Origin of the sequence: uncultured Sphingomonas sp., from assembly GCF_913774285.1 — a bacterium.
In the GTDB taxonomy this organism is placed as follows: domain Bacteria; phylum Pseudomonadota; class Alphaproteobacteria; order Sphingomonadales; family Sphingomonadaceae; genus Sphingomonas.
Genome location: NZ_CAJYHX010000031.1, coordinates 1 through 20,586, shown reverse-complemented (window position 1 = coordinate 20,586; position 20,586 = coordinate 1). Strand labels below are relative to the sequence as shown.

Annotated in this window: 24 protein-coding genes and 1 riboswitch; of the genes, 13 read left to right on the top strand and 11 right to left on the bottom strand. The window is 66.8% G+C overall.

Annotated elements, in window-relative coordinates; all coding sequences use genetic code 11:
• Positions 1-6: 6 nt before the first annotated feature.
• The gene (locus QZ670_RS17120) at positions 7-849 is read right to left on the bottom strand and encodes a class I mannose-6-phosphate isomerase (RefSeq protein WP_294257531.1); all 843 of its coding nucleotides are present in this window, start codon (positions 847-849) and stop codon (positions 7-9) included.
• Positions 850-972: 123 nt separating this feature from the next.
• Here QZ670_RS17120 and QZ670_RS17115 point away from each other — a divergent pair, with 123 nt between their 5' ends.
• The 3 genes from QZ670_RS17115 to QZ670_RS17105 all read left to right on the top strand — a co-directional run bounded on the left by QZ670_RS17115 (position 973) and on the right by QZ670_RS17105 (position 3,964).
• Positions 973-1,797 (top strand): outer membrane protein assembly factor BamD, encoded by an 825-nt coding sequence (locus tag QZ670_RS17115; RefSeq protein WP_294257530.1) that lies wholly within the window; start codon positions 973-975, stop codon positions 1,795-1,797.
• Positions 1,798-1,840: 43 nt separating this feature from the next.
• A complete protein-coding gene (gene recN / locus QZ670_RS17110) occupies positions 1,841-3,502 on the top strand; it encodes a DNA repair protein RecN (RefSeq protein ID WP_294257528.1) in 1,662 nt (553 codons plus the stop codon).
• A gap of 132 nt (positions 3,503-3,634) precedes the next feature.
• Positions 3,635-3,964 carry a hypothetical protein gene (locus QZ670_RS17105; RefSeq protein WP_294257525.1) on the top strand — a complete coding sequence of 110 codons (330 nt, stop codon included), beginning with the start codon at positions 3,635-3,637 and terminating at the stop codon, positions 3,962-3,964.
• Between the two features lie 63 nt (positions 3,965-4,027).
• Here the strand turns inward: QZ670_RS17105 and QZ670_RS17100 are convergent, their stop codons facing one another.
• From QZ670_RS17100 to QZ670_RS17080, 5 genes are all read right to left on the bottom strand, one after another.
• Complete coding sequence (locus tag QZ670_RS17100; protein ID WP_294257523.1) at positions 4,028-4,663, bottom strand: TMEM175 family protein; 636 nt, start codon at positions 4,661-4,663, stop codon at positions 4,028-4,030.
• Between the two features lie 44 nt (positions 4,664-4,707).
• Positions 4,708-5,259, bottom strand: coding sequence for a hypothetical protein (locus tag QZ670_RS17095; RefSeq protein ID WP_294257521.1), 552 nt, complete (start codon positions 5,257-5,259; stop codon positions 4,708-4,710).
• Positions 5,260-5,337: 78 nt separating this feature from the next.
• Positions 5,338-5,490 carry a hypothetical protein gene (locus QZ670_RS17090; RefSeq protein WP_294257520.1) on the bottom strand — a complete coding sequence of 51 codons (153 nt, stop codon included), beginning with the start codon at positions 5,488-5,490 and terminating at the stop codon, positions 5,338-5,340.
• 48 nt (positions 5,491-5,538) lie between these two features.
• On the bottom strand, positions 5,539-6,717 hold the full coding sequence (locus tag QZ670_RS17085; protein WP_294257519.1) for a glycosyltransferase: 1,179 nt from the start codon (positions 6,715-6,717) through the stop codon (positions 5,539-5,541).
• A gap of 41 nt (positions 6,718-6,758) precedes the next feature.
• Positions 6,759-7,145, bottom strand: a complete 387-nt coding sequence (locus QZ670_RS17080; RefSeq protein ID WP_294257517.1) for a glycine zipper 2TM domain-containing protein — start codon at positions 7,143-7,145, stop codon at positions 6,759-6,761.
• A 100-nt stretch (positions 7,146-7,245) separates the two neighbouring features.
• Here QZ670_RS17080 and QZ670_RS17075 point away from each other — a divergent pair, with 100 nt between their 5' ends.
• Both QZ670_RS17075 and QZ670_RS17070 read left to right on the top strand, forming a co-directional pair.
• On the top strand, positions 7,246-7,674 hold the full coding sequence (locus tag QZ670_RS17075; RefSeq protein ID WP_294257515.1) for a cupin domain-containing protein: 429 nt from the start codon (positions 7,246-7,248) through the stop codon (positions 7,672-7,674).
• Between the two features lie 439 nt (positions 7,675-8,113).
• Positions 8,114-8,515, top strand: a complete 402-nt coding sequence (locus QZ670_RS17070; RefSeq protein ID WP_294257513.1) for a low affinity iron permease family protein — start codon at positions 8,114-8,116, stop codon at positions 8,513-8,515.
• Between the two features lie 6 nt (positions 8,516-8,521).
• Here QZ670_RS17070 and QZ670_RS17065 read toward each other — a convergent pair whose 3' ends face one another.
• From QZ670_RS17065 to QZ670_RS17050, 4 genes are all read right to left on the bottom strand, one after another.
• On the bottom strand, positions 8,522-9,367 hold the full coding sequence (locus QZ670_RS17065; RefSeq protein ID WP_294257511.1) for an ABC transporter substrate-binding protein: 846 nt from the start codon (positions 9,365-9,367) through the stop codon (positions 8,522-8,524).
• The gene (locus QZ670_RS17060) at positions 9,364-11,214 is read right to left on the bottom strand and encodes a TonB-dependent receptor (RefSeq protein ID WP_294257509.1); all 1,851 of its coding nucleotides are present in this window, start codon (positions 11,212-11,214) and stop codon (positions 9,364-9,366) included. Before QZ670_RS17060 ends, QZ670_RS17065 begins: the two co-directional genes overlap by 4 nt.
• Positions 11,215-11,313: 99 nt before the next feature.
• A riboswitch (cobalamin riboswitch) is annotated at positions 11,314-11,512 on the bottom strand.
• Between the two features lie 37 nt (positions 11,513-11,549).
• A complete protein-coding gene (locus QZ670_RS17055; RefSeq protein ID WP_294257507.1) occupies positions 11,550-12,437 on the bottom strand; it encodes a bestrophin family ion channel in 888 nt (295 codons plus the stop codon).
• A gap of 37 nt (positions 12,438-12,474) precedes the next feature.
• Complete coding sequence (locus QZ670_RS17050; protein ID WP_093294278.1) at positions 12,475-12,669, bottom strand: hypothetical protein; 195 nt, start codon at positions 12,667-12,669, stop codon at positions 12,475-12,477.
• 255 nt (positions 12,670-12,924) lie between these two features.
• Here QZ670_RS17050 and QZ670_RS17045 point away from each other — a divergent pair, with 255 nt between their 5' ends.
• Complete coding sequence (locus QZ670_RS17045; protein ID WP_294257500.1) at positions 12,925-13,539, top strand: DUF4142 domain-containing protein; 615 nt, start codon at positions 12,925-12,927, stop codon at positions 13,537-13,539.
• Between the two features lie 19 nt (positions 13,540-13,558).
• On the opposite strand, the gene QZ670_RS17040 is transcribed toward QZ670_RS17045, so the two are convergent.
• Positions 13,559-13,999 (bottom strand): polymer-forming cytoskeletal protein, encoded by a 441-nt coding sequence (locus tag QZ670_RS17040; RefSeq protein WP_294257973.1) that lies wholly within the window; start codon positions 13,997-13,999, stop codon positions 13,559-13,561.
• 300 nt (positions 14,000-14,299) lie between these two features.
• Between QZ670_RS17040 and rpsL the strand changes: the two genes are divergently transcribed.
• The 7 genes from rpsL to rplD form a co-directional block, all read left to right on the top strand.
• Complete coding sequence (gene rpsL / locus QZ670_RS17035; RefSeq protein WP_010545715.1) at positions 14,300-14,671, top strand: 30S ribosomal protein S12; 372 nt, start codon at positions 14,300-14,302, stop codon at positions 14,669-14,671.
• Positions 14,672-14,733: 62 nt separating this feature from the next.
• Positions 14,734-15,204, top strand: a complete 471-nt coding sequence (rpsG, locus tag QZ670_RS17030; RefSeq protein WP_168845191.1) for a 30S ribosomal protein S7 — start codon at positions 14,734-14,736, stop codon at positions 15,202-15,204.
• Between the two features lie 66 nt (positions 15,205-15,270).
• Entirely contained in the window at positions 15,271-17,364 is a 2,094-nt protein-coding gene (gene fusA / locus QZ670_RS17025) for an elongation factor G (protein WP_294257495.1), read from the top strand.
• Between the two features lie 91 nt (positions 17,365-17,455).
• Entirely contained in the window at positions 17,456-18,646 is a 1,191-nt protein-coding gene (gene tuf, locus QZ670_RS17020; RefSeq protein WP_058737544.1) for an elongation factor Tu, read from the top strand.
• 260 nt (positions 18,647-18,906) lie between these two features.
• Positions 18,907-19,218, top strand: a complete 312-nt coding sequence (gene rpsJ, locus QZ670_RS17015; protein WP_007011873.1) for a 30S ribosomal protein S10 — start codon at positions 18,907-18,909, stop codon at positions 19,216-19,218.
• Positions 19,219-19,507: 289 nt separating this feature from the next.
• Positions 19,508-20,263 carry a 50S ribosomal protein L3 gene (rplC, locus tag QZ670_RS17010; RefSeq protein ID WP_294257488.1) on the top strand — a complete coding sequence of 252 codons (756 nt, stop codon included), beginning with the start codon at positions 19,508-19,510 and terminating at the stop codon, positions 20,261-20,263.
• Between the two features lie 4 nt (positions 20,264-20,267).
• Positions 20,268-20,586, top strand: a 319-nt coding sequence (rplD, locus tag QZ670_RS17005) for a 50S ribosomal protein L4 (RefSeq protein WP_294257487.1), incomplete at its 3' end; no start/stop codon positions are given.

The following is a 20,586-nucleotide window of genomic DNA, read 5'->3' as shown; positions in this document are numbered from 1 at the left end:
TTCGGTTCATTCGGCGTCCATCGACGGGACACGTGCGTCGCCCGGATAGGCGAACAGCAGGTCGCTGCCGACTGCCGCGTGCAGCTCGACATGGCCTTCCAGCGTCAGGCACTCGCCCGCCTTGAAGGCGATGCCGTCGACCACGCCTTCGCCCTTCACCGGGATCAGCCAGCCGGTGGTGCCTTCGGGCAGGTCGAAGCGGCGATGGCCGCCTTCCCAGCGCTCGAGCACGAACTTGGGGCCTTCGACGAGGATGGTGCGGTTCGGCGACACGGCACCCGGCATCGGGTGGGGCACGAAGGGCACCGGCTCGGCGACGGCGATGCCCGCATCCAGGTGCAGCTCGCGCGGGCGGCCGTAATCATAGAGGCGATAGGTGGTCTCGCTGTTCTGCTGCACCTCGATCAGCGTGATTCCCGCGCCGATCGCATGCACCGTGCCCGAGGCCGAGTAGAAGAAATCGCCGGCCTTGACCGGCTTCCAGTCGAGCATGTTCTCGATCGAGCCGTCGAGCGCACCGGCGCGCAGCTCCTCGCGGGTATAGGGCTGCTTGGTGCCCAGCGCGATCGTCGAATCGGGCTGGGCGTCGAGGATCACCCAGCATTCGTCCTTGCCGCGCGGCAGGCCGGCGGCGTGCGCCTGCTCGTCGTTCGGATGGACCTGCACCGACAATTTCTCGCTGGTGAACAGATACTTGATCAGCAGGTCCGGGGTCGAGTTGCCCGGCGTCTGGAACCACACTTCGCCGACCGGATCGCCGTCCTCGGCGGGATCGGCGAAGCCCGGATACAGCGTGTGGCGACCCCAGGGTTTTTCGACGCGGTGGGTGGCGAGAAGCGTGGCGGGCACGGAAGATCCCCTTCAAAGACGGTACGGAAACGCCAGCGCATGTGGCCCGAAGCAGGTTCCGCCGCAATCCCGCCCCGAAAAGGATTGTTTGCAGCCACGGCCCCGGTCTAAGAACCCCGCCATATGCGTAGTCCTCTGCCTCGCGCGCTTGCGTTCGCGCTCCTTCCGGTGTTCGCCCTTTCCGTCGCCGGCTGCGCCAAGCGCGGCGGGGTGAAGGATCTTCCCTATGTCGCGCGCGACGTCGGCACGCTGTACAGCACGGCCAAGCAGAAGCTGGACCAGCACCAGTACAAGCTCGCCGCCGCGCTGTTCGACGAAGTGGAGCGCCAGCATCCCTATTCGGTCTGGGCCCGCCGCGCGCAGCTGATGGGTGCGTTCAGCTATTATCTGAACCGCGACTATGCGGAGGCGATCGCCTCGGCGCAGCGCTTCCTGGCCGTCCACCCGGGCAACCGCGATGCGCCCTATGCTTATTACCTGATCGGCATCTCCTATTACGAGCAGATCAGCGACGTCACCCGCGACCAGAAGATCACCCAGCAGGCGCTCGATTCGCTCGGCGAGCTGATTCGCCGCTATCCGAACTCGAAATACGCCGCGGACGCCCGCCTGAAGCTCGACCTGGTGCGCGATCACCTGGGCGGCAAGGAAATGGAGATCGGTCGCTTCTACGAGAAGCGCGGCCAGTGGCTGGCGGCGGCGCTGCGCTTCCGCAACGTGATCGACAACTATCAGATGACCACCCACGTGCCGGAGGCGCTGATGCGCCTTACCGAGAGCTATCTCGCAATGGGCGTGCCGGAGGAGGCGAAGAAGGCCGCGGCGGTGCTGGGCGCCAACTATCCGGGCACCGACTGGTACAAGCATGCGTACGAGCTGATGCAGGAAAACCAGGACAAGGTGGCGGCCGCGGCCAAGGCCAGCCCGCCGCCCAAGCCCGCGAGCTAAAACCACTTTCGTTCTTCTCCTGTTCCTGCGATAGGGGGCCGCGATGCTGACCGCGCTATCCATTCGCGACGTGGTGCTGATCGAGGCGCTGGACCTGGAGTTCGGCGAAGGGCTCGGCGTGCTGACCGGCGAGACCGGGGCGGGCAAGTCGATCCTGCTCGACGCCTTGGGGCTGGCGCTGGGCGCGCGCGCCGATAGCGGCCTGGTCCGTAGCGGTGCCGCGCAGGCGGTGGTGGTGGCGAGCTTCGTGCCGCCGCCCGCCGACGGCGCGATCGCCAATCTCTTCGCGCAGAACGGCATGGAGCTGGAGCCGGGCGAGCCGCTGCTCGTCCGCCGGCTGGTCAAGGCCGATGGCGGCAGCCGAGCGTTCGTCAACGACCAGCCCGCCTCCGCCGGATTCCTGCGCGAACTGGCGCCGCACCTCGTCGAGATCCACGGCCAGCATGACGATCGCGGGCTGCTCAACCCCCGCGGGCACCGGCTGCTGCTCGATTCCTTCGGGCGCTGCGACGTAGGGCCGGTGGCGATTGCCCACCGCGCCTGGCGCGCGGCCGAGGATGCGCTGGCGGTGGCGCGGGCCGAGCAGGACAGCGCCGAGCGCGACCGCGAATGGCTGGAGCACGCCGTCACTGAACTTGCCGCGCTCGCACCCGAGGAAGGCGAGGAGGAGCGGCTCGCCGAGCGCCGCGCCTCGATGCAGCGCGGCGAGAAGATCGCGACCGACCTGCAAGGCATTGCCGATCTGCTCGAAGGATCGGACGGTGGGCTTGCCCGGTTGCGGCAGGCGGCGCGGATCCTGGAGCGCGTGTCCGACGATCACGAAGCGCTGGCCGAGGCACTGGCCGCCATCGACCGCGCGATCACCGAGGGCAGCGAGGCGCAGGCGCAGGTCGATGCCGCCGCCGAGGCGCTGGCCTTCGATCCCGCCGCGCTGGAGGCGGACGAAGCGCGGCTGTTCGAGCTGCGCGCCGTTGCGCGCAAGCACCGGGTGCAGCCGGACGAACTTCCCGCGCTGCTGGCGGAGCTGTCCGCCCGGATGGAGCGGCTGACCAGCGGCGGGGCTGGGATCGCGCGGCTGGAGAAGGCGGCGATTCAAGCCCACGCAGCCTATCGCGAGGCGGCGCAGACCCTCTCCGCGATGCGCACCATGGCGGCGGCGCGGCTGGATGCGGCGGTGGCGACCGAGCTCAAGCCGCTCAAGCTCGACGCCGCGCGCTTCCGCACGGTGGTCGAGCCGCTCGACGAGACTCAGTGGAGCGCCGCCGGCATGGACCGGGTGGAGTTCGAGGTTTCGACCAATCCGGGCGCACCCTTCGCCCCGCTGATGAAGATCGCCAGCGGCGGCGAACTGTCGCGCTTCATCCTCGCGATGAAGGTGGCGCTGGCCGAAGAGGGCGGCGCGCGGACGCTGATCTTCGACGAGATCGATCGGGGCGTCGGCGGCGCGGTCGCCGATGCGATCGGCGAGCGGCTGGCGCGGCTGGCCCAGGGCTCGCAGCTGCTGGTGGTCACGCACAGCCCGCAGGTCGCGGCGCGTGGCGCGCGGCATCTGCTGATCGCCAAGAGTCACGACGGTATCGTCACCCGCACCGGGGTGACGCCGCTCACCCCCGAGCAGCGGCGCGAGGAAATCGCCCGCATGCTCTCCGGTGCCGAGATCACCCCCGAGGCGCGTGCCCAGGCGGAGCGGCTGCTCGCCGCCTGAACCTGAACAAAGGTCGCAGGCTTGCGACAATTGGTGACGCAAAACTGCAGGGGGTGGGACAAAATCGCGACATCGGCGTTCCACAACGGCTCTCGACCGCAGGGGCGGTCCAGTCGAATTGAGGAGGTTCCGATGAAGAAGTTCATGCTGCTGATCGCAGGCCTTGGTGTCGCCACTGCCGCCGTTCCCGCATCGGCGCAGCCGGGCTGGCAGAACATCAACGCCCGCCAGGATCGCATCGAACAGCGCATCAACCAGGGCATCCGCTCGGGTTCGCTCAGCCGGCGCGAGGCGACGCAGATCCGCAACGAATATCGCGGCCTGGTGCGGCTGGAGGCGCGCTACCGCGCCTCGCGCCCCGGCCTGACCATGCAGGAGCGCCGCGATCTCGACCGCCGCTATGACGCGCTGTCGGCAAAGATCCGCTACGAGAAGCACGACCGCAACAATCATCGCCGCTGATCGCAGCGACCGATAAAGGAAACGGGCCTCGCCGCAGGGCGGGGCCCGTTTCGTATCTGCCACCTAGGCCGTGGGCGGCGCGATCCGCTGGAGCAGCAGCCGCCACAACGGGATGGTCGCCAGCGTCATCTGCGAGGCGAAGGGCAGCACCAGCGCCACCGCGAAGGCGGACATGGTGCCGAGCAGCGTCGCGATCCCGCGCTGGCGGATCACCCGGCAGTGCGCCTTGGACACGCGCTCGCCGACCACCGGCGGCGAGGTTGCCAGCCGCTGCACCCAGATGTTGGCGACGGCGATCAGCATCATCCAGAAGGCGTAGAGCGCCGAGGGCACGCGGTGCCCGTAATATTCGGACGAGAAGGCGGTGAAGAACGGCATCGCCGCCACCGTGCTGAGCAGGAAGAGATTGGGCAGGATCAGCCTGGGCGACCAATGGCGCGCGCAATCGAAGGCGCGGTGGTGCGCGGCCCAGAAGGCGCCGATCACAAAGAACGACACGAAGAAGCTGAGGAACTTCACCCACAGATGTGCCAGCGCTTGCAGGAACGCCGCGTCCGTGAGGGGCGGGTGAATCTCCGGCACGTGAATCTCGATGATCAGCAGCGTGATCGCGATCGCGAACACCGCGTCCGAGAAGAAGATCAGCCGTTCGATTGCATGGCCGGGCCCATGCGTCTCGGGCGCGTGCGTGGTCTGCATGCCGTGTACCCCCTGGTTGCCCCGGCAGTCAGGATAGCAGGCGATCAGCTCTCCGTCTTGGGCGGCGTTCGGCGGGTGCGCGGCTTCGCGGTGGTGTCGGCCTTTTTGCGCGTGCGGCGCGGCGGCGGTGCCTTGGCGACCTTCGCGGGCTTGGCTTCCGTGGCGGCGGGTGCCGCGGCGGGTTCGGCCGCAGCGGCAGGCTTGGCGGTCGCGGGCTTGCGGGTGCGACGGACCGGCGCAGGCTTGGTGGCGGGAGCATCCTTCGCCGGCTCGGCCGATGTGGCGGCGGGCTTGCGGATCCGCTTCACCGCCGGCTTGGCGGCCGGTGCGGCAGTTTCGGTCACGGCCGGTGCGGGTGTGGCTTCGGGTGCGGGCGCAGGCGCCGGTGCGGCTTCCGCCTTCGCGCCGTCGCCCTTGATCCGCTGGGCAAGCGCGACCAGCCCGGAGGCGAGCAGATCGGCGATCACCGGATGCTTCGCGAGGTTGGTGAGCTGGCGGCGGGCGTCCTTGGGCAGCTTGATGCCGTCGATCACCTTGGGCAGGAACGAGGTCTTCTTGCCGTCCTTCTTTGCCTTCTTGTCTTTCTTGCCGGCCATGCCGCACCTCCCTCTCTGGGTGAAGCGGCCAGCTTCCGCCAAGCGATTCGCGCTGTCAACGTTCGGCGGCGGGCGCGCTCAGTGGTGGGTGGGGCTGTCGGCTTCGAATTCAAAGACGATGTCGAAATCGGTGTCGACCGGCGCGGCGGCAGCGCGACGCAGCCGGCGCGGCGGCAGCGCAGCCGGGGAGGGTTGCCGACGCGGCGATCGATAGGGCTTGGGCTTCTGCATCACGGCCTCCTTCGGCCCCCCGGCAGCTACGAACCCCTGCAGATACGCTCAGGTTCCGCCATGCCGGGCGACGAGCCGGGCCAGGTGGTGATGCAATCGTTCGCTGTTGGCCTCCCAGGTGAAGGGGGCGGCGATATGGCGGACATCCACGGGGTCAGGGGGCACGGCGAGCAACTCGGCGATGCCGGCAGCGAGCGCGGCGGGAGTGCGCTCGACGATGCGCCCGGCTTCGGGCGCCGTTACCACCTGCCGCGCACCACCGACATCCGGGATCACGATCGGGGTCCCGCTCGCCAGCGCCTCGAGCCAGGCATTGGCGAGGCCTTCGGAGGCGGAGGCGAGGGCCATCACATCGGCGGCGGCGAGCAGTTCCGCGATCCGGTCCGGCGGCAGGGGGCCGCACAGGCGGATGCGGTCGCCGCAGCCTAGCGCAGCGACTTGCGCCTTGAGGCGATCGGCCTCCGGTCCCTGTCCGGCAATGGCGAGGTGGACGCCGGGCAGGCTCGCGACCGCCTCGATCAGCAGGTCGTGCCCCTTGAGCGGGATCAGTGCGCCGACCGAGGCGACCAGCGGCCCGGCGATCCCCAGCGCCTGCTTGGCGGTGGCGCGATCGCGCGGGGCGAAGCGGGCAAGGTCGACGCCGGTGACGATGCAGTCGGTCCGCTCGGCTGGCATGCCGAGCGCAATCATGTCGTCGCGCAGCGCCAGCGAGACCGAGAGCAGGCCGTCGGCTGACTGGCCCGCGCGCACAATCTGCCGGGCAATGGTCGGGCGGCGGGTCCATTGGTGGATGTCGGAGCCGCGTGCCTTGATCGAGACCGGCACGTCGAACGCCTTGCCCAGCGCGACCGCGGCGGGGCCGTCCGGGAAGAAGAACTCGGCGTTGATCACGTCGAAGGGAAAGCTGCGGCGCAGCGCGGCCAGCATCGGGCGGAGCGCACGGGCGAGCATTGCGGCGTGGAAGCGGCCGCCAGTGCCGGGCAGGTTGAGGAAGCGCGGGCGGTGGACGGTAAGGCCGTTCCAATCCTCGCGCACGGGCTGATCGGCCAGCGCGGCATAGCGCGGGTGGCGATCGAGCGGGAAAGGCGGCAGCCCCCGCGGGGCGACCACTCGCACCTCCACCCCGTCCCGTGCCGCGAGCGCCTGGGTCTGGCGCTCGACGAAGATGCCGAAATTCGGGCGCGCGGCGTCCGGGAACAGGGTGGAGAGGACGAGGACGCGAAGCATGCCCGGGGTGTCTACCACCCCGGGGTTAATGCTTCAGCGCATCAGCGGCAGCTGCTGCCGCCCTTTTCGATCGCGCGGCCCGCCAGCGCACCGGCGACGCCGCCGAGCAGGGTGCCGGCCATGCGGTCGCCATCGGTATCGATGGTGCGGCCGAGCAGCGCGCCGCCGACGGCGCCGACCACGGTGCCGGTGGTGCCGTCAGGGCGGCGGCAATAGCGGCGGCCGTCGCGGCCGCGCCACTCGCGATAGGCATAGCGGCGGTTGTCGTCGCGGTAGCGGCGGTCATCGCGATAGCGGCGGTCGTCATGGTCGCGATAATAGCGGTCCTGGCCGATCGACACCTTGGCCTCGGCCTGGGTGGCGGGCAGCACGACCGCAGCGGGGATGGCGAGCGCGGCGGCGCTGAGCGAAAGCAGAAGGGTACGCATGGGATACTCCCCGAGTTGTTGTTGATGAAGCGAACGTGCGGGGTTTAACTGCGGTTGCATGAACCCAATACTACGTCGCGTTCAGGCAGGAGGCAGGCAGGTGGACGAGGCGCGGGCGATCATCGAGCGACTGGAACTGGCGGCGCCTCCCGAGGGCGGCTGGTACCGCGAGACGTGGCGGGCGCCTGCCGAGGGCGAAGCGCGCTCGCCGGGCACGGGAATTCTTTTTCTGCTGGAGGTGGGGCAGCGCTCGCACTGGCATCGGGTGGATGCCGACGAATTGTGGCTCTGGCACGCCGGATCGCCGCTCGAGCTGCTGGTCGAAGATGCGGATGGGGCGATCGAACGCGTCCAACTCGGCGGCGACGTGCTGGCCGGGCAGGTGCCCCAAGCGCGCGTGCCGGCGGGACGCTGGCAGGCGACCGAGGCGCCGCACGGCTGGGGGCTGGTGAGCTGCGTGGTGGTGCCGGGGTTCGACTTTGCCGGGTTCGAGCTCGCTGCGCCGGGCTGGGCGCCGCCGGGGGGCTGAGCGCGGGTTATCCCCGTTATCCACAGTATCAACAGGCGTTGCCGCTTGGTGCGACTCGCCGCGAGTGAGACCCTCAACCCTGTAAGAAGGCTGGCGGCGCGGAGGGAAACCGAAGCGAAATCAGTAGCTTGCAAGCTGGTGTCGGCGCTCGTGCCTCACGGAAACCGCGCGGCCCGGCAGGTGCGCGACGATCGCCCCTCCCGGTGGCGGTTCGCGTACCGATCCGGCGAGCGTCCCCCTGCCGGGGCGCTTGCCGCAGGCCGCCGACGGGCCAGGCGATGCGCTTCGGCGCACCACCCGACCGGCCGGCGACATGGGGGGCTGGCGGCAACGCCGGCCCCCCTTTAGTTGCTACCTGCCTCCGACTGCGGGATGGTCCCGATTGGCAAGCATGCGGGGCATGCGCATAGCCACGCCGATACGCATCGGGAGCATCGGCTTGGGACGCATTTTCGAACGGTTCGCGCAGAGCGTCGCAGGATGGGCGGGGCGTCCGCCGGCCTTCGTCTTCGCTTTCCTCATTATCATCGTCTGGGGCTTTAGCGGGCCGATCTTCCACTGGTCGGACACCTGGCAGCTGGTGATCAACACCGGCACCACCATCGTCACCTTCCTGATGGTCTTCCTGATCCAGAACGCCCAGAACCGCGATGCCGCCGCGCTGCAGGCCAAGCTGGACGAAGTGATCCGCGCGATCGCCGAGGCACGCAACGAGTTCATCGGCATCGAGCATCTCAGCGAGAAGCAGCTGCTCGACATCCGCGACCGGCTGGAGCGCGAGTTCGGCGAGGCCGATCCGGCCCGGCACGAATCGATCGAGAAGGTGATCGCGCGCCGCTGAGCCGGCTTAGTGGACCTCCCGGCGGATCTCGGCGAGGCGGGCAAGCGCGGCGGGGATCACCGGGCCGCCGCAATTGACTAATTCGCGCGAGAACTGCGCCTGGGTGACCTTCAGGCCTGTCTCGGCGATGGCGCGCTTGCGCAGGATCGCGGCGCGCGAATCGCTGTCATGGCCCGCGCCCTCGGGGGCGAGCATCACGCGGGGCGGATCGGCGATCACCCGCTCCATCGGCAGGTGGCCGGTATGGGTGAGGCCGTAATGCGCGGCCTGGTTGGAGAAGCCGGCGGTGGTCATGAGATCGTCGAGCAGCGTCTCGCCGCCGGTGACGAGGTTGCCGCCGATCCAGAGTAGGGCGGGAGCCTTGGGGCCGCTCCAGCGTGTCGCGACCACGGCAGCGTCGATCCGCGCGTTGAGCGCAGCGCCCTTGGCCGGCGCGCCCACCGCGGCAGCGAGTTCGGTCACCTGCGTCTTGCTGTCGGCGATCGAGGGCGGGATGCCGAGATAGAGCACCTTCAGCCCGGCACGGGCAAAGGCCTCGCGGGTCGAGGGCGGGGTGAAGCTGCTCGCGACCACCAGATCGGGCTTGAGGCCGATCACTTCCTCCGCCGTGCCGTTGTTGCCGCGGAAGCGGCGGGCAATCTCGAGCGGGATCGAGGTGGAGTCGGCGCGCTGGGAGTAATGGCTGATCGCAGCGATCCGCGACGGCGGCACCAGTTCCAGCAGCGTCGCGTCGGCGCAGGGGTTCATCGAGACGATGCCCCCGCCGCCGCCGGCGGAAGGCGGCGCCGCGCAGCCCGCGAGCCCCAGGCAGGCGAGCCCAAGGCAGGCAAGCAGCGCGGCGCCGAACCTCACTGGAAGCGCACCCGCACGCCGCCAAAGGCAGCGCGGCCATAGGTGCCGTAGCCGGTGATCTGCTGGTAGCGCACGTCGCCGATATTATCGACGCGGCCATAGACCGAAAGCAGCTTCGTCACCGGCATCTCCGCCCGCACGTTCGCCAGCGCATAGCCGTCGATCGGGGTCAGGTTGCCGACGTCGTTGAAGCTGTCGCCCACCATCGTCACCGTGCCGCCGATCGCGAGGCCGAAGGGGAAGCGATAGTCGGCCGAGACATTGGCGGTGTCGCGCGGGCGGCGCGGCAGGTCGTTGCCGAGATAGCCGGCGCTGCGGTTTTCCGAGAAGACATGGGTGACGTTCGCCCGCACTGTCAGCGCGGTGACCGGCTGGAGCAGCGCCTCGAGTTCCACGCCCTCGGCGCGGGTCCTGTTCAGGTTGTAATAGGTCGAGGTATCGAAACTGTAGTCGATCTGGTTGTCCGCATCGCGGTGGAACCAGGTGGCGCCCAGTGCCACCTTGCCGCCCGCCAGCGTCTGTCGCACCCCGGCCTCGTAGCTGCGGGCGGTCTCGGGGCGGAGGCTGCGATCGCCATAGGCGCTGTAGAGCTGGTAGAGCGTCGGCGCCTTGAAGCCCTCGCCAAAGCTCGCGTGCAGCACCGTGCTGGCGGTCGCGCGCACCGCGAGGTCGGCGTTCCAGGTCCAATGGCCGCCGAAGGTATCGTGATCGTCGTGGCGGACGCCGCCGGTCAGCGTGACCGGTGCTACCGGCGTGACGATCGCCTGGCCGTAGAAGCTGGTGATGCCCACCGAATAGCGCCCGGCGCTGCCGAAGCCCTCGTCATAGCGAATGCGGCTCTGCTCATGCTCGGCGCCGAACACCAGACGCAGCTGCTCGGCCAGCGTCGCGTCGCCCTGATAGGTGTAGCGCTCAGCGCGGCCCCGGTAGCGATAGGCGATCGAGGAATCGTCGTTATAGCCGTCGCGGTGGATGTCGGAGAGGGTGAAGCCCAATCGGTTGTGCAGCTTGCCGCCGAACGCCTCGTTCTTCAGTCCGGCGTAGCCGTAAATCTCCTGTGTCTTCGCATATTCGTTCGTGTCGCCGAAGTCGTAGGTGGGGGGCGCATAACCGTCGAGATCGACCTTGCTGTCGGCGAAATAGCCGCGCAGGTCGAGCGCGAGGCCGGGAGCCAGCTGCACCTCGACATCGCCGGTCGCGCCGACCTGGCGATAGCCGTCGGCCTCCTTGCCGTTCGCCGCCGCCGAGATGCCGTCGGTGGTGAGATAGCCCGCGGTCAGCCCGGCGGTGACGCGGTCGTTGCCGCCGGCGATCGCCGCGTTGCCGTTGAACGTGCCGAACGACCCGCCCTCGGCATTGCCGCGCACGTGCAGCCCCTGCGCGCCTTGCAGCGTGGTGACGTTGACCACGCCGCCGATCGCCTGACTGCCCCAAATCACCGAGTTGGGTCCGCGCAGGACCTCGACGCGCTCGACCGAGCCGGCGAGCAGGCTGGCGAAATTGTACGCGCCGCCGGTCGCGGAGGGATCGCCTACCCGGATGCCGTCGATCAGCACCAGCGTCTGGTCGCTCTGCGCGCCGCGGATGCTGAGCGCGGTCGCGGTGCCGAGCCCACCATTGCGGACGACGGTGACGCCGGCCGTGGTGGCGAGCAGGTCGGACAGCGCGACGGTCTGGCGCTGCTCGATCTCGTCGCGATCGATGGTGGTGATCGACCGCCCGACCGTGTCGGCGCGCTGGGCGACGCCGCTGGCGACGACGACGATACGGTCGTCGTCGGGATCGGCATGGGCCAAGAGCGGCGCGAGCGCGGCGGTGGCGAACAGGGAAAGCTTGAAGTACGTCATACCAGACACCTGGAATGGGGAGCCACGGGCTCCCGCATGGTTTGGTGTCGCTCACACGGGGATTTCAGCCCCGATCACCCGGTGCACCCCGCCCGCGTGAAGGAATCGACCGTATCGGGCAGGTCTCCTGGCTCCCGGGTCGTCGCAGGCGCGCCGCCTTCCCGGAAGCATGAGGGCTCCAGTGGCAGATTGGCGCGCCGGCTCACCGGCTACAGTTGCGGGGGCAGCGCCGGACTTTCCACCGGCTTCCCTTTTCACCCTCCCGTCGGGGGAGGGCACCCGTTACCCGGCGGCCTTTAGCGGGAAGCGGGGCGGGGCGGCAACCCGCCGCGGAATCACCACAATACGCCGGCCTTGTCCGGCGTCGCCGGCTCGGGGGCGGGGTCGCCGATCGACTGGAGCAGGTCGATCTCGATCGTGCGGCACATCGCGTTGAGCGGCAGGTCGTGCACCGTGTTGGCGAACGGGTCGACCAGGTCGTCGCCGATCGCGAGCACGGCCAGGAACATCAGCCCGGCGATGGTGGAGCCCAACGGCGTCGCTACCCCGAGCGTTTCGACCAGCCCGATCGGCAGCAGCACGCAGAAGATGTGGGTGAAGGCGGTCGGCACGAAGCGGAATTGCATCGGCAGCGGCGTATTCTTCAGCCGCTCCATGCCGCCCTGGGCATTGGCGATGTCGATCAGCACGCTTTCCATCGAATGCTGCTGCATCGCGGTGATCCAGCCCTTCGAGCGCGCGATCTCGATCCGGCGGCCGGTGCCGTCGACGATGCCGTTGGCGATGTTGGTGCGGGCCAGCGCATAGTCGGCCTCGCCCTTGGAGAGGAAGCGCAGCACTTCCTGGTCCGCGGGCTGGCGGCGAAGCTGGCAGCGCAGCGCGTTCACATAGGCGACCTGTCGCAGCACGATGGTGCGCTTGAGGTCCACCGCCTCGCCATCGGGCAGATAGTTGCGCGCCATCCGCGCGAGGTTGCGGCTGGCATTGATCATCAGCCCCCACAGCCCGCGGCCTTCCCACCAGCGCTGATAGGCGGAGTTGGAGCGGAAGCCGAGGAACAGCGCCAGCACCGACCCGAACAGCGTCAGCGGCAGCGACGGCGCGCGGAAGGGCAGGACATAATAGATGACGGTCACGATCACGTCCCAGAGGAACAAGAGCGCCAGCGGCATCCAGATTTCGCGGAGCACCTGCTTGGCGCGCGGGGCGGTGGTGACGATCATGGGCGGACTATACGCGCGAAAACGTTTGTAGGTCCGGTCAGCCGTCGTTCCGGTCGGGCGCGGGGCTCGAGGCATGGGACATGGCGGCGGCGGTGCCGCTCGCCGGGCGCAGGTGGAACCATTCGGGGCGGTCGATCGCGATCAGGAAGGCAAGCGTGCCCAGCCCGAACAGCAGCAGCGCGATCGAGCTTCGCAGGCGTTCCATGCGGCGGGTGCGTTCATCCTGGTGCATCGTCCGAGTCCTCTTGAAGGTGAGGCTCTTCAGCTAAGCACCGAGTTTGACCGGCAAATGGATGAAAAGTAACGTAAGTTTGCGCGTCGCATCAATCGCGTTGCGCTGCACCAATTTGCAGACGAATCGTTGGGCGATACCGCACCTTTGCGACGCTTCTCTCTAACTTATGCTGCTAACTCAAATAGATAAGGTGGCCGTCTCGGAACGTGGCCCGAGGCGGGGCGTTCGGTCCCGGAAACTCGAGGAGCCTGAATGATGAAGAAGCACCTGTTGATCCTGAGCGCCGCCCCGATCTTCGCGCTCGCCGCCTGCGGCGGCAACAGCAATGGCGGCACCGACGCCATGAACAGCGGCGACACCGTCGCCAACACCCCCGCCGGCGATACGATGGGCGACAATATGGGCGCGATGAACGGCATGGACGGCAACACGACCGCGGCCGCGCCGATGACCGGGCAGGACTTCGCCAACACCGTCGCGGCGAGCGACGCCTATGAGATCGCCGCGGGCAAGCTCGCGCAGCAAAAGGCGACGGCCGCCGACCTCAAGAGCTTCGGCAAGCAGATGGTCGAGGATCACACCAAGTCCACCGCGATGCTGAAGACCGCAGCCGGCAAGGCGAGCCCGGCGATCACCCCGGCGCCGGCGATGACCGACGAGCAGCAGGCGAACCTGAAGACGCTGGAATCGGCGACCGGCACCCAGTTCGACACCGCGTACAAGAGCCAGCAGGTCGTGGCGCACCAGAAGGCGCTCGCCGCGGTGCAGGCCTATGCCAATGCCGGCGATGTGGCGCAGCTGCGCGACTTCGCGAAGGATGCGGCGCCCGTGATCTCCAAGCACTACGACATGATCAAGGGCATGTGAGCCCCGCGGGGAGGCGGCCTCAGGCCGCTTCCTCGCTCGCCTTGATCAGCACCGGCGGCGCGACCGTGGCGGACGCGCCGCCGATATGCTTGAGCCGGCCGTCGATATGGCCGCCCTGTTCGACCATGATCGTCTCGTATTCGACGTCGCCGGTGATCCGCGCGGTGCGCTCGATCGTGAGCTGGCGGGCGCGCACCGATCCTTCGACCGAGCCGGCGAGCCGCGCGTCCTCCGCCTCGACTCGCCCGAAGATCTGGCTCTCGGCGCCCTGCACCAGGCTGCCGCAGCGGACATCGCCCTCGATCCGCCCGTCGATATGCAGGTCCGAGGTGGCGACGAGGTTGCCGGTGATGACGATATCGGCGCCGAGCACGGAGAACTGCCCGCGCCGGGCATTGGCCTGCGCGGCGCTTCCCGCGGACGCTGCGCGATCGTCCCGATTGCGATTGCCGTTGAACATGCGCCACATCCCCATGTTGAGCCAATTCGGCACGCGGGCTAGCACAGCTGCCGCCGGGGATCAGCCCCTGGAAAGGGTTAACGCCGGCCCTGCGGCGGCCCGAGGGGCGGCGCTGTTGACCGGATCGCCCTGCATCGGTATAGGCCGCCCGGTTCCGGGTAGGGCGATTCCTGCCTTGGGTACAAAGAGCTGAACGTTGCTGGAGACGCAATCGCCCGGGGGGCTGAGGCCTTCGGGGCTTTTTCGTATTCTGTCCAACAGGGCTCCAGCAAAGTAACCATCTGAAAGGTGAAGGGCTTCATGCCGACGATTAACCAGCTGGTCCGCAAGGGCCGCGAACCGCAGAAGGCCAAGTCCAAGGTCCCTGCGATGGAACAGAACCCGCAGAAGCGCGGTGTCTGCACCCGCGTGTACACGACGACCCCGAAGAAGCCGAACTCGGCGCTTCGCAAGGTGGCCAAGGTCCGTCTGACCAACAGCCGCGAAGTCATCAGCTACATCCCGGGCGAAGGCCACAACCTGCAGGAGCACTCGGTGGTGCTCATCCGCGGTGGCCGTGTGCGCGATCTTCCCGGCGTCCGCTACCACGTCCTTCGCGGCGTGCTGGATACGCAGGGCGTCAAGGATCGTAAGCAGAGCCGTTCGAAGTACGGCGCGAAGCGTCCGAAGTAATCAGGCCATAGTAAGCCCCGGACGTGTTCCGGATCGGCTGAAGATCAGAAGGAAGTATTGAGATGGCACGTCGTCGTCGTCCCGAAAAGCGGGAAATCCTGCCCGATCCCGTCTATGGGGATCAGGTTCTGTCGAAGTTCATGAATTCGGTCATGCTGGACGGCAAGAAGGCCGTTGCAGAAGCGATCGTCTATGGCGCCCTGGAAACCGTCGAGCAGCGCGCCAAGCGCGAGCCGATCGGCGTCTTCCATGATGCGCTGAACAACGTGAAGCCCGGCATCGAAGTCCGCAGCCGCCGCGTCGGCGGTGCGACCTACCAGGTTCCGGTCGAAGTCCGTCCGGAGCGTGCGCAGGCGCTCGCGATCCGCTGGCTGATCGCTTCGGCCCGCAACCGCAGCGAGCACACCATGGCCGCCCGTCTTTCGGGTGAGCTGATGGATGCGGCGAACAACCGCGGCAACGCGGTGAAGAAGCGCGAAGACACGCACCGCATGGCGGAAGCGAACCGCGCCTTCAGCCACTACCGCTGGTAACTTTCGACCCTACATATTGGGGAGCCGGACGGTCCGGCTCCCCAAATTTTCAAGGAAACCACGATCATGGCCCGCAGCCATCCGCTCGAGCGTTACCGCAACATCGGCATCATGGCCCATATCGACGCCGGTAAGACGACCACGACCGAGCGTATCCTTTATTACACCGGCAAGTCCTACAAGATCGGCGAAGTGCATGAAGGCACCGCGACGATGGACTGGATGGAGCAGGAGCAGGAGCGCGGGATCACGATCACGTCTGCTGCCACCACCTGCTTCTGGCGCGCCCAGGACGGCAAGGGCGAAGAGCACCGGATCAACATCATCGACACCCCCGGCCACGTCGACTTCACCATCGAAGTCGAGCGTTCGCTGCGCGTGCTCGACGGCGCGGTCGCCTGTTTCGACGGCGTGGCCGGCGTGGAGCCCCAGTCCGAGACGGTGTGGCGTCAGGCCGACAAGTACGGCGTGCCGCGCATGTGCTTCATCAACAAGCTCGACCGCACCGGCGCGAACTTCAAGTACTGTGTGCAGTCGATCATCGACCGCCTCGGCGCGACCCCTGCGGTGCTGTATCTGCCCATCGGCATGGAAGCAGACCTCAAGGGCCTGGTCGATCTCGTGCATAACCGCGCGATCATCTGGAAGGACGAAGCGCTGGGCGCCGAATTCTTCTACGAAGAGATCCCCGCCGACATGGCCGACGAAGCTGCCGAGTACCGCATGAAGCTCATCGAGCTGGCGGTCGAGCAGGACGACGAGGCGATGGAAGCCTACCTCGAGGGCAACGAGCCTGACGTTGCGACGCTCAAGAAGCTGATCCGCAAGGGTACGCTGGGCCACGCGTTCGTGCCGGTCGTGTGCGGTTCGGCGTTCAAGAACAAGGGCGTTCAGCCCCTGCTCGACGCCGTGGTCGACTATCTGCCTTCGCCGCTCGACATCGAAGACGTCCAGGGCGTCAAGATGGATAGCGACGAGAAGGACAGCCGCCCGCCTGAGGACAACGCGCCGTTCTCGGCCCTCGCCTTCAAGGTCATGAACGATCCGTTCGTCGGCTCGCTCACCTTCATCCGCATCTATTCGGGCACGCTCACCAAGGGTGGCTACCTGAACTCGGTGAAGGACAAGAAGGAGAAGGTCGGCCGCATCCTCGAAATGCACGCCAATGACCGTAAGGACATCGACGAGGCCTTTGCGGGCGATATCGTCGCGCTGGCCGGCATGAAGGAGACCACCACCGGCGACACCCTGTGCGCCGAGCGTCAGCCGATCGTGCTGGAGCGGATGGAATTCCCCGAGCCGGTTATCGAACTGTCCGTGGAGCCCAAGACCAAGGCCGACCAAGAGAAGATGGGCGTCGCCCTCAATCGTCTCTCGGCCGAGGACCCCTCGTTCCGCGTCTCGACTGACCACGAATCGGGCCAGACCATCATCAAGGGCATGGGCGAGCTTCACCTCGACATCATCGTCGACCGCATGCGTCGCGAGTTCAAGGTCGAGGCCAACGTGGGTGCGCCGCAGGTGGCCTATCGCGAGTATCTCGCGAAGCCCGTCGACGTCGACTACACCCACAAGAAGCAGTCGGGCGGTACCGGTCAGTTCGGCCGCGTGAAGGTCAAGGTCACGCCGGGCGAGCGCGGTTCGGGCATCACCTTCACCGACGAAATTAAGGGCGGTAACATTCCGAAGGAATATATCCCCGCGATCGAGAAGGGCATGCGCGAGACGGCCGCCTCGGGTCAGCTGGTCGGCTTCCCGATCATCGACTTCGACATCAATCTCTATGACGGTTCGTACCACGACGTCGACTCGTCCGCCCTGGCGTTCGAAATCGCCGGTCGCGGTGCGATGCGCGAAGTGGCGTCGAAGGCGGGCATCAAGCTGCTCGAGCCGATCATGAAGGTCGAAGTCGTCACCCCCGAAGAATATCTGGGTGACGTCATCGGCGACATGAACAGCCGTCGTGGCCAGATCCAGGGTACCGACACCCGCGGCAACGCTCAGGTCGTCGAAGCCATGGTGCCTCTGGCGAACATGTTCGGCTACGTGAACCAGCTGCGCTCATTCACGCAGGGTCGTGCAAACTACTCGATGTTCTTCTCCCACTATGACGAGGTTCCGGCAAACGTCGCGGCCGAGGTCAAGGAGAAGCTTGCCTAAAAGGCGCAATCATTCTAGGGGCGGCGCCTGTTTCGGTGGGCGTCGCTCATTTCCCACAGAACCAAAATCAAGCGAACAGAAGGTTTGAACAATGGCGAAGGCTAAATTCGAGCGGAACAAGCCGCACTGCAACATCGGCACCATCGGTCACGTTGACCACGGCAAGACCACGCTGACCGCCGCGATCACGAAGGTCATGGCCGAAGCATTCGGCGGTGAAGCCGTTGACTTCGCCAACATCGACAAGGCTCCCGAAGAGCGCGAGCGCGGCATCACGATCTCGACCGCACACGTCGAGTACGAGACCGATGCGCGCCACTACGCACACGTCGATTGCCCGGGCCACGCCGACTACGTGAAGAACATGATCACCGGTGCTGCCCAGATGGACGGCGCTATCCTCGTTGTGAACGCTGCTGACGGCCCGATGCCGCAGACCCGCGAGCACATCCTGCTGGCGCGCCAGGTTGGCGTTCCGCAGCTCGTCGTGTTCATGAACAAGGTCGATCAGGTCGACGACTCCGAGTTGCTCGAGTTGGTCGAACTGGAAGTGCGCGAGTTGCTGTCTTCGTATGACTTCGATGGCGACAACATCCCCATCGTCATGGGTTCGGCTCTGGCCGCTCTGGAAGGTCGCGACGACAACATCGGCAAGGAGAAGATCCTTGAGCTGATGAAGGCCGTTGACGAGTTCATCCCGCAGCCGCCCCGCCCGACCGACAAGCCCTTCCTGATGCCGGTCGAGGACGTGTTCTCGATCTCGGGTCGTGGTACGGTTGTGACCGGCCGCGTCGAAACCGGCATCGTCAAGGTTGGCGAGGAAGTCGAAGTCGTCGGCATCCGCAACACCCAGAAGACCGTCGTCACCGGCGTCGAAATGTTCCGCAAGCTGCTCGACCAGGGTGAAGCTGGCGATAACATCGGCGCTCTGGTTCGCGGCCTGAAGCGTGAAGACGTTGAGCGTGGCCAGGTTTTGGCCAAGCCGGGCACCGTGACCCCGCACACCGACTTCGACGCCGAAGTCTACGTGCTGTCGAAGGACGAAGGTGGCCGTCACACGCCGTTCTTCGCCAACTACCGCCCGCAGTTCTACTTCCGCACCACCGACGTAACCGGCGAAGTGATCCTTCCCGAGGGCACCGAGATGGTCATGCCGGGTGACAACGTCACGATCTCGGTCAAGCTGATCGCCCCGATTGCCATGGACGACGGCCTGCGCTTCGCTATCCGCGAAGGTGGCCGCACCGTGGGTTCGGGCGTCGTCGCCAAGATCACGAAGTAAGCTTCACAGCTCTTCGGATCATACCGAACAAGAGGCCCGGCTTCCGAAAGGAGGCCGGGCTTTTTGCTTGTCCGGCTAACCCGCCGACATCACATCGCGCGCTATTTCCGGAATACTGAAGCGATAGAGAGACGGGGTGCTTGCCGGCGTACCCACATTTCTCACGATCAACCCTTGCGCGAATCCCTTCATGCACGTAAGGGCGCGCTTCGAATTTCTTCTGGGGCATCGCCCCTTTGCTCTTTCTCATCGGTAGGGACATGGAAGCTCAAAACATCCGCATTCGCCTCAAGGCGTTCGATCACCGCGTGCTGGATCAGGCCACCGGCGAAATCGCCGACACTGCCCGCCGCACCGGCGCTCTGATCCGTGGGCCCATCCCCCTGCCGACGAAGATCGAGAAGTTTACGGTCAACCGTGGCCCTCACATCGATAAGAAGTCGCGTGAGCAGTTTGAGGTTCGCACCTACAAGCGCCTGCTGGACATCGTGCAGCCGAACGCTGCCACGGTCGACGCGCTGATGAAGCTCGATCTGGCCGCAGGCGTGAACGTCGAGATCAAGCTGGCATAAAGCCTCTTCCCGACGCGATTGTTTTGGCCTAAGGGCCACATTCCTTCCGGGCTCCACGAGTCCGGCTCTGGCGCCAACGGCGCTACGAGACAGAGCCGCAGCGACCAAAACCCGCCGCGGACACAAGGGATACCTCCGATCTTCGGATCGGGAATGCGTCCCCCGTCTCGCTTCCGCAGGCTTCGGCCTGTCCCAGGAGGCACCCAGCCCGGACGGGGGCACGCATCGAACCAGGGCTGGACACGCCTGTCGAGATGGTCTCGGCAGGCCTCTGTTAGGAGTTATGGTCATGCGTACTGGCGTGATCGCCAAAAAGGTCGGGATGACCCGGCTTTTCCAGGAGGACGGACGGCATGTGCCGGTCACCGTCTTGGCGCTGGAAGACAACCAAGTGATTTCGGTCCGTACCTCTGACACCGACGGTTACGTCGCGGTCCAGCTCGGTGCGGGCGAAGCCAAGCAGAAGAACGTCGCTAAGCCGCAGCGTGAGCATTTCGCCAAGGCGAATGTCTCGCTCAAGCAGCGCGTGGCGGAGTTCCGCGTGGCAGACGACGCCGTGCTGGAAGTGGGCGCCACCATCGCCGCTTCGCACTTCGTTCCCGGCCAGCTGGTCGACGTAGCGGGTCACACCCAAGGTAAGGGCTTTCAGGGCGCCATGAAGCGCTGGGGCTTCGGCGGTATGCGCGCCACCCATGGTGTTTCCATCTCGCACCGTGCCCACGGTTCAACCGGTAACCGCCAGGATCCCGGCAAGGTCTTCAAGAACAAGAAGATGGCCGGCCACATGGGTGACCGCCAGCGTACGCAGCAGAACCTTGAGATCGTGCGCGTCGACGACGAGCGCGGCCTGCTTTTCGTGAAGGGCTCCGTTCCCGGTTCGAAGAACGCTTGGCTGACCGTTTCGGACGCCATCAAGGTTTCCCGTCACGCGGAAGCGCCCTACCCCGCCGGCCTAAAGCAGGCCGCCAACAGCAACGACACGGCTGCCAACACGCCTGCGGAAGAGACCGCTGCGCCTGAGGCGACCGAAGGTCAGGAGGGCTGATCGCATGAAGGTACAGGTCCTCAATCTAGACGGTTCGAACGCCAACGGCGACATCGAGCTTTCGGACGACGTGTTCGGCCTCGCGCCGCGCGCTGACATCCTCCACCGCGTCGTCACCTGGCAGCTCGAGAAGCGCCGTGGTATCGCCCGCGCCACGCGCGAGCGTTCGGACGTTGCCCGCACCGGCAAGAAGTTCGGTAACCAGAAGGGCGGCGGTACCGCCCGTCACGGCGACCGCGCTGCTCCTGTCTTCATCGGTGGTGGTAAGGCTCACGGTGCCCGTCGCCGCGAGTTCAATCCTTCGCTCAACAAGAAGGTTCGCG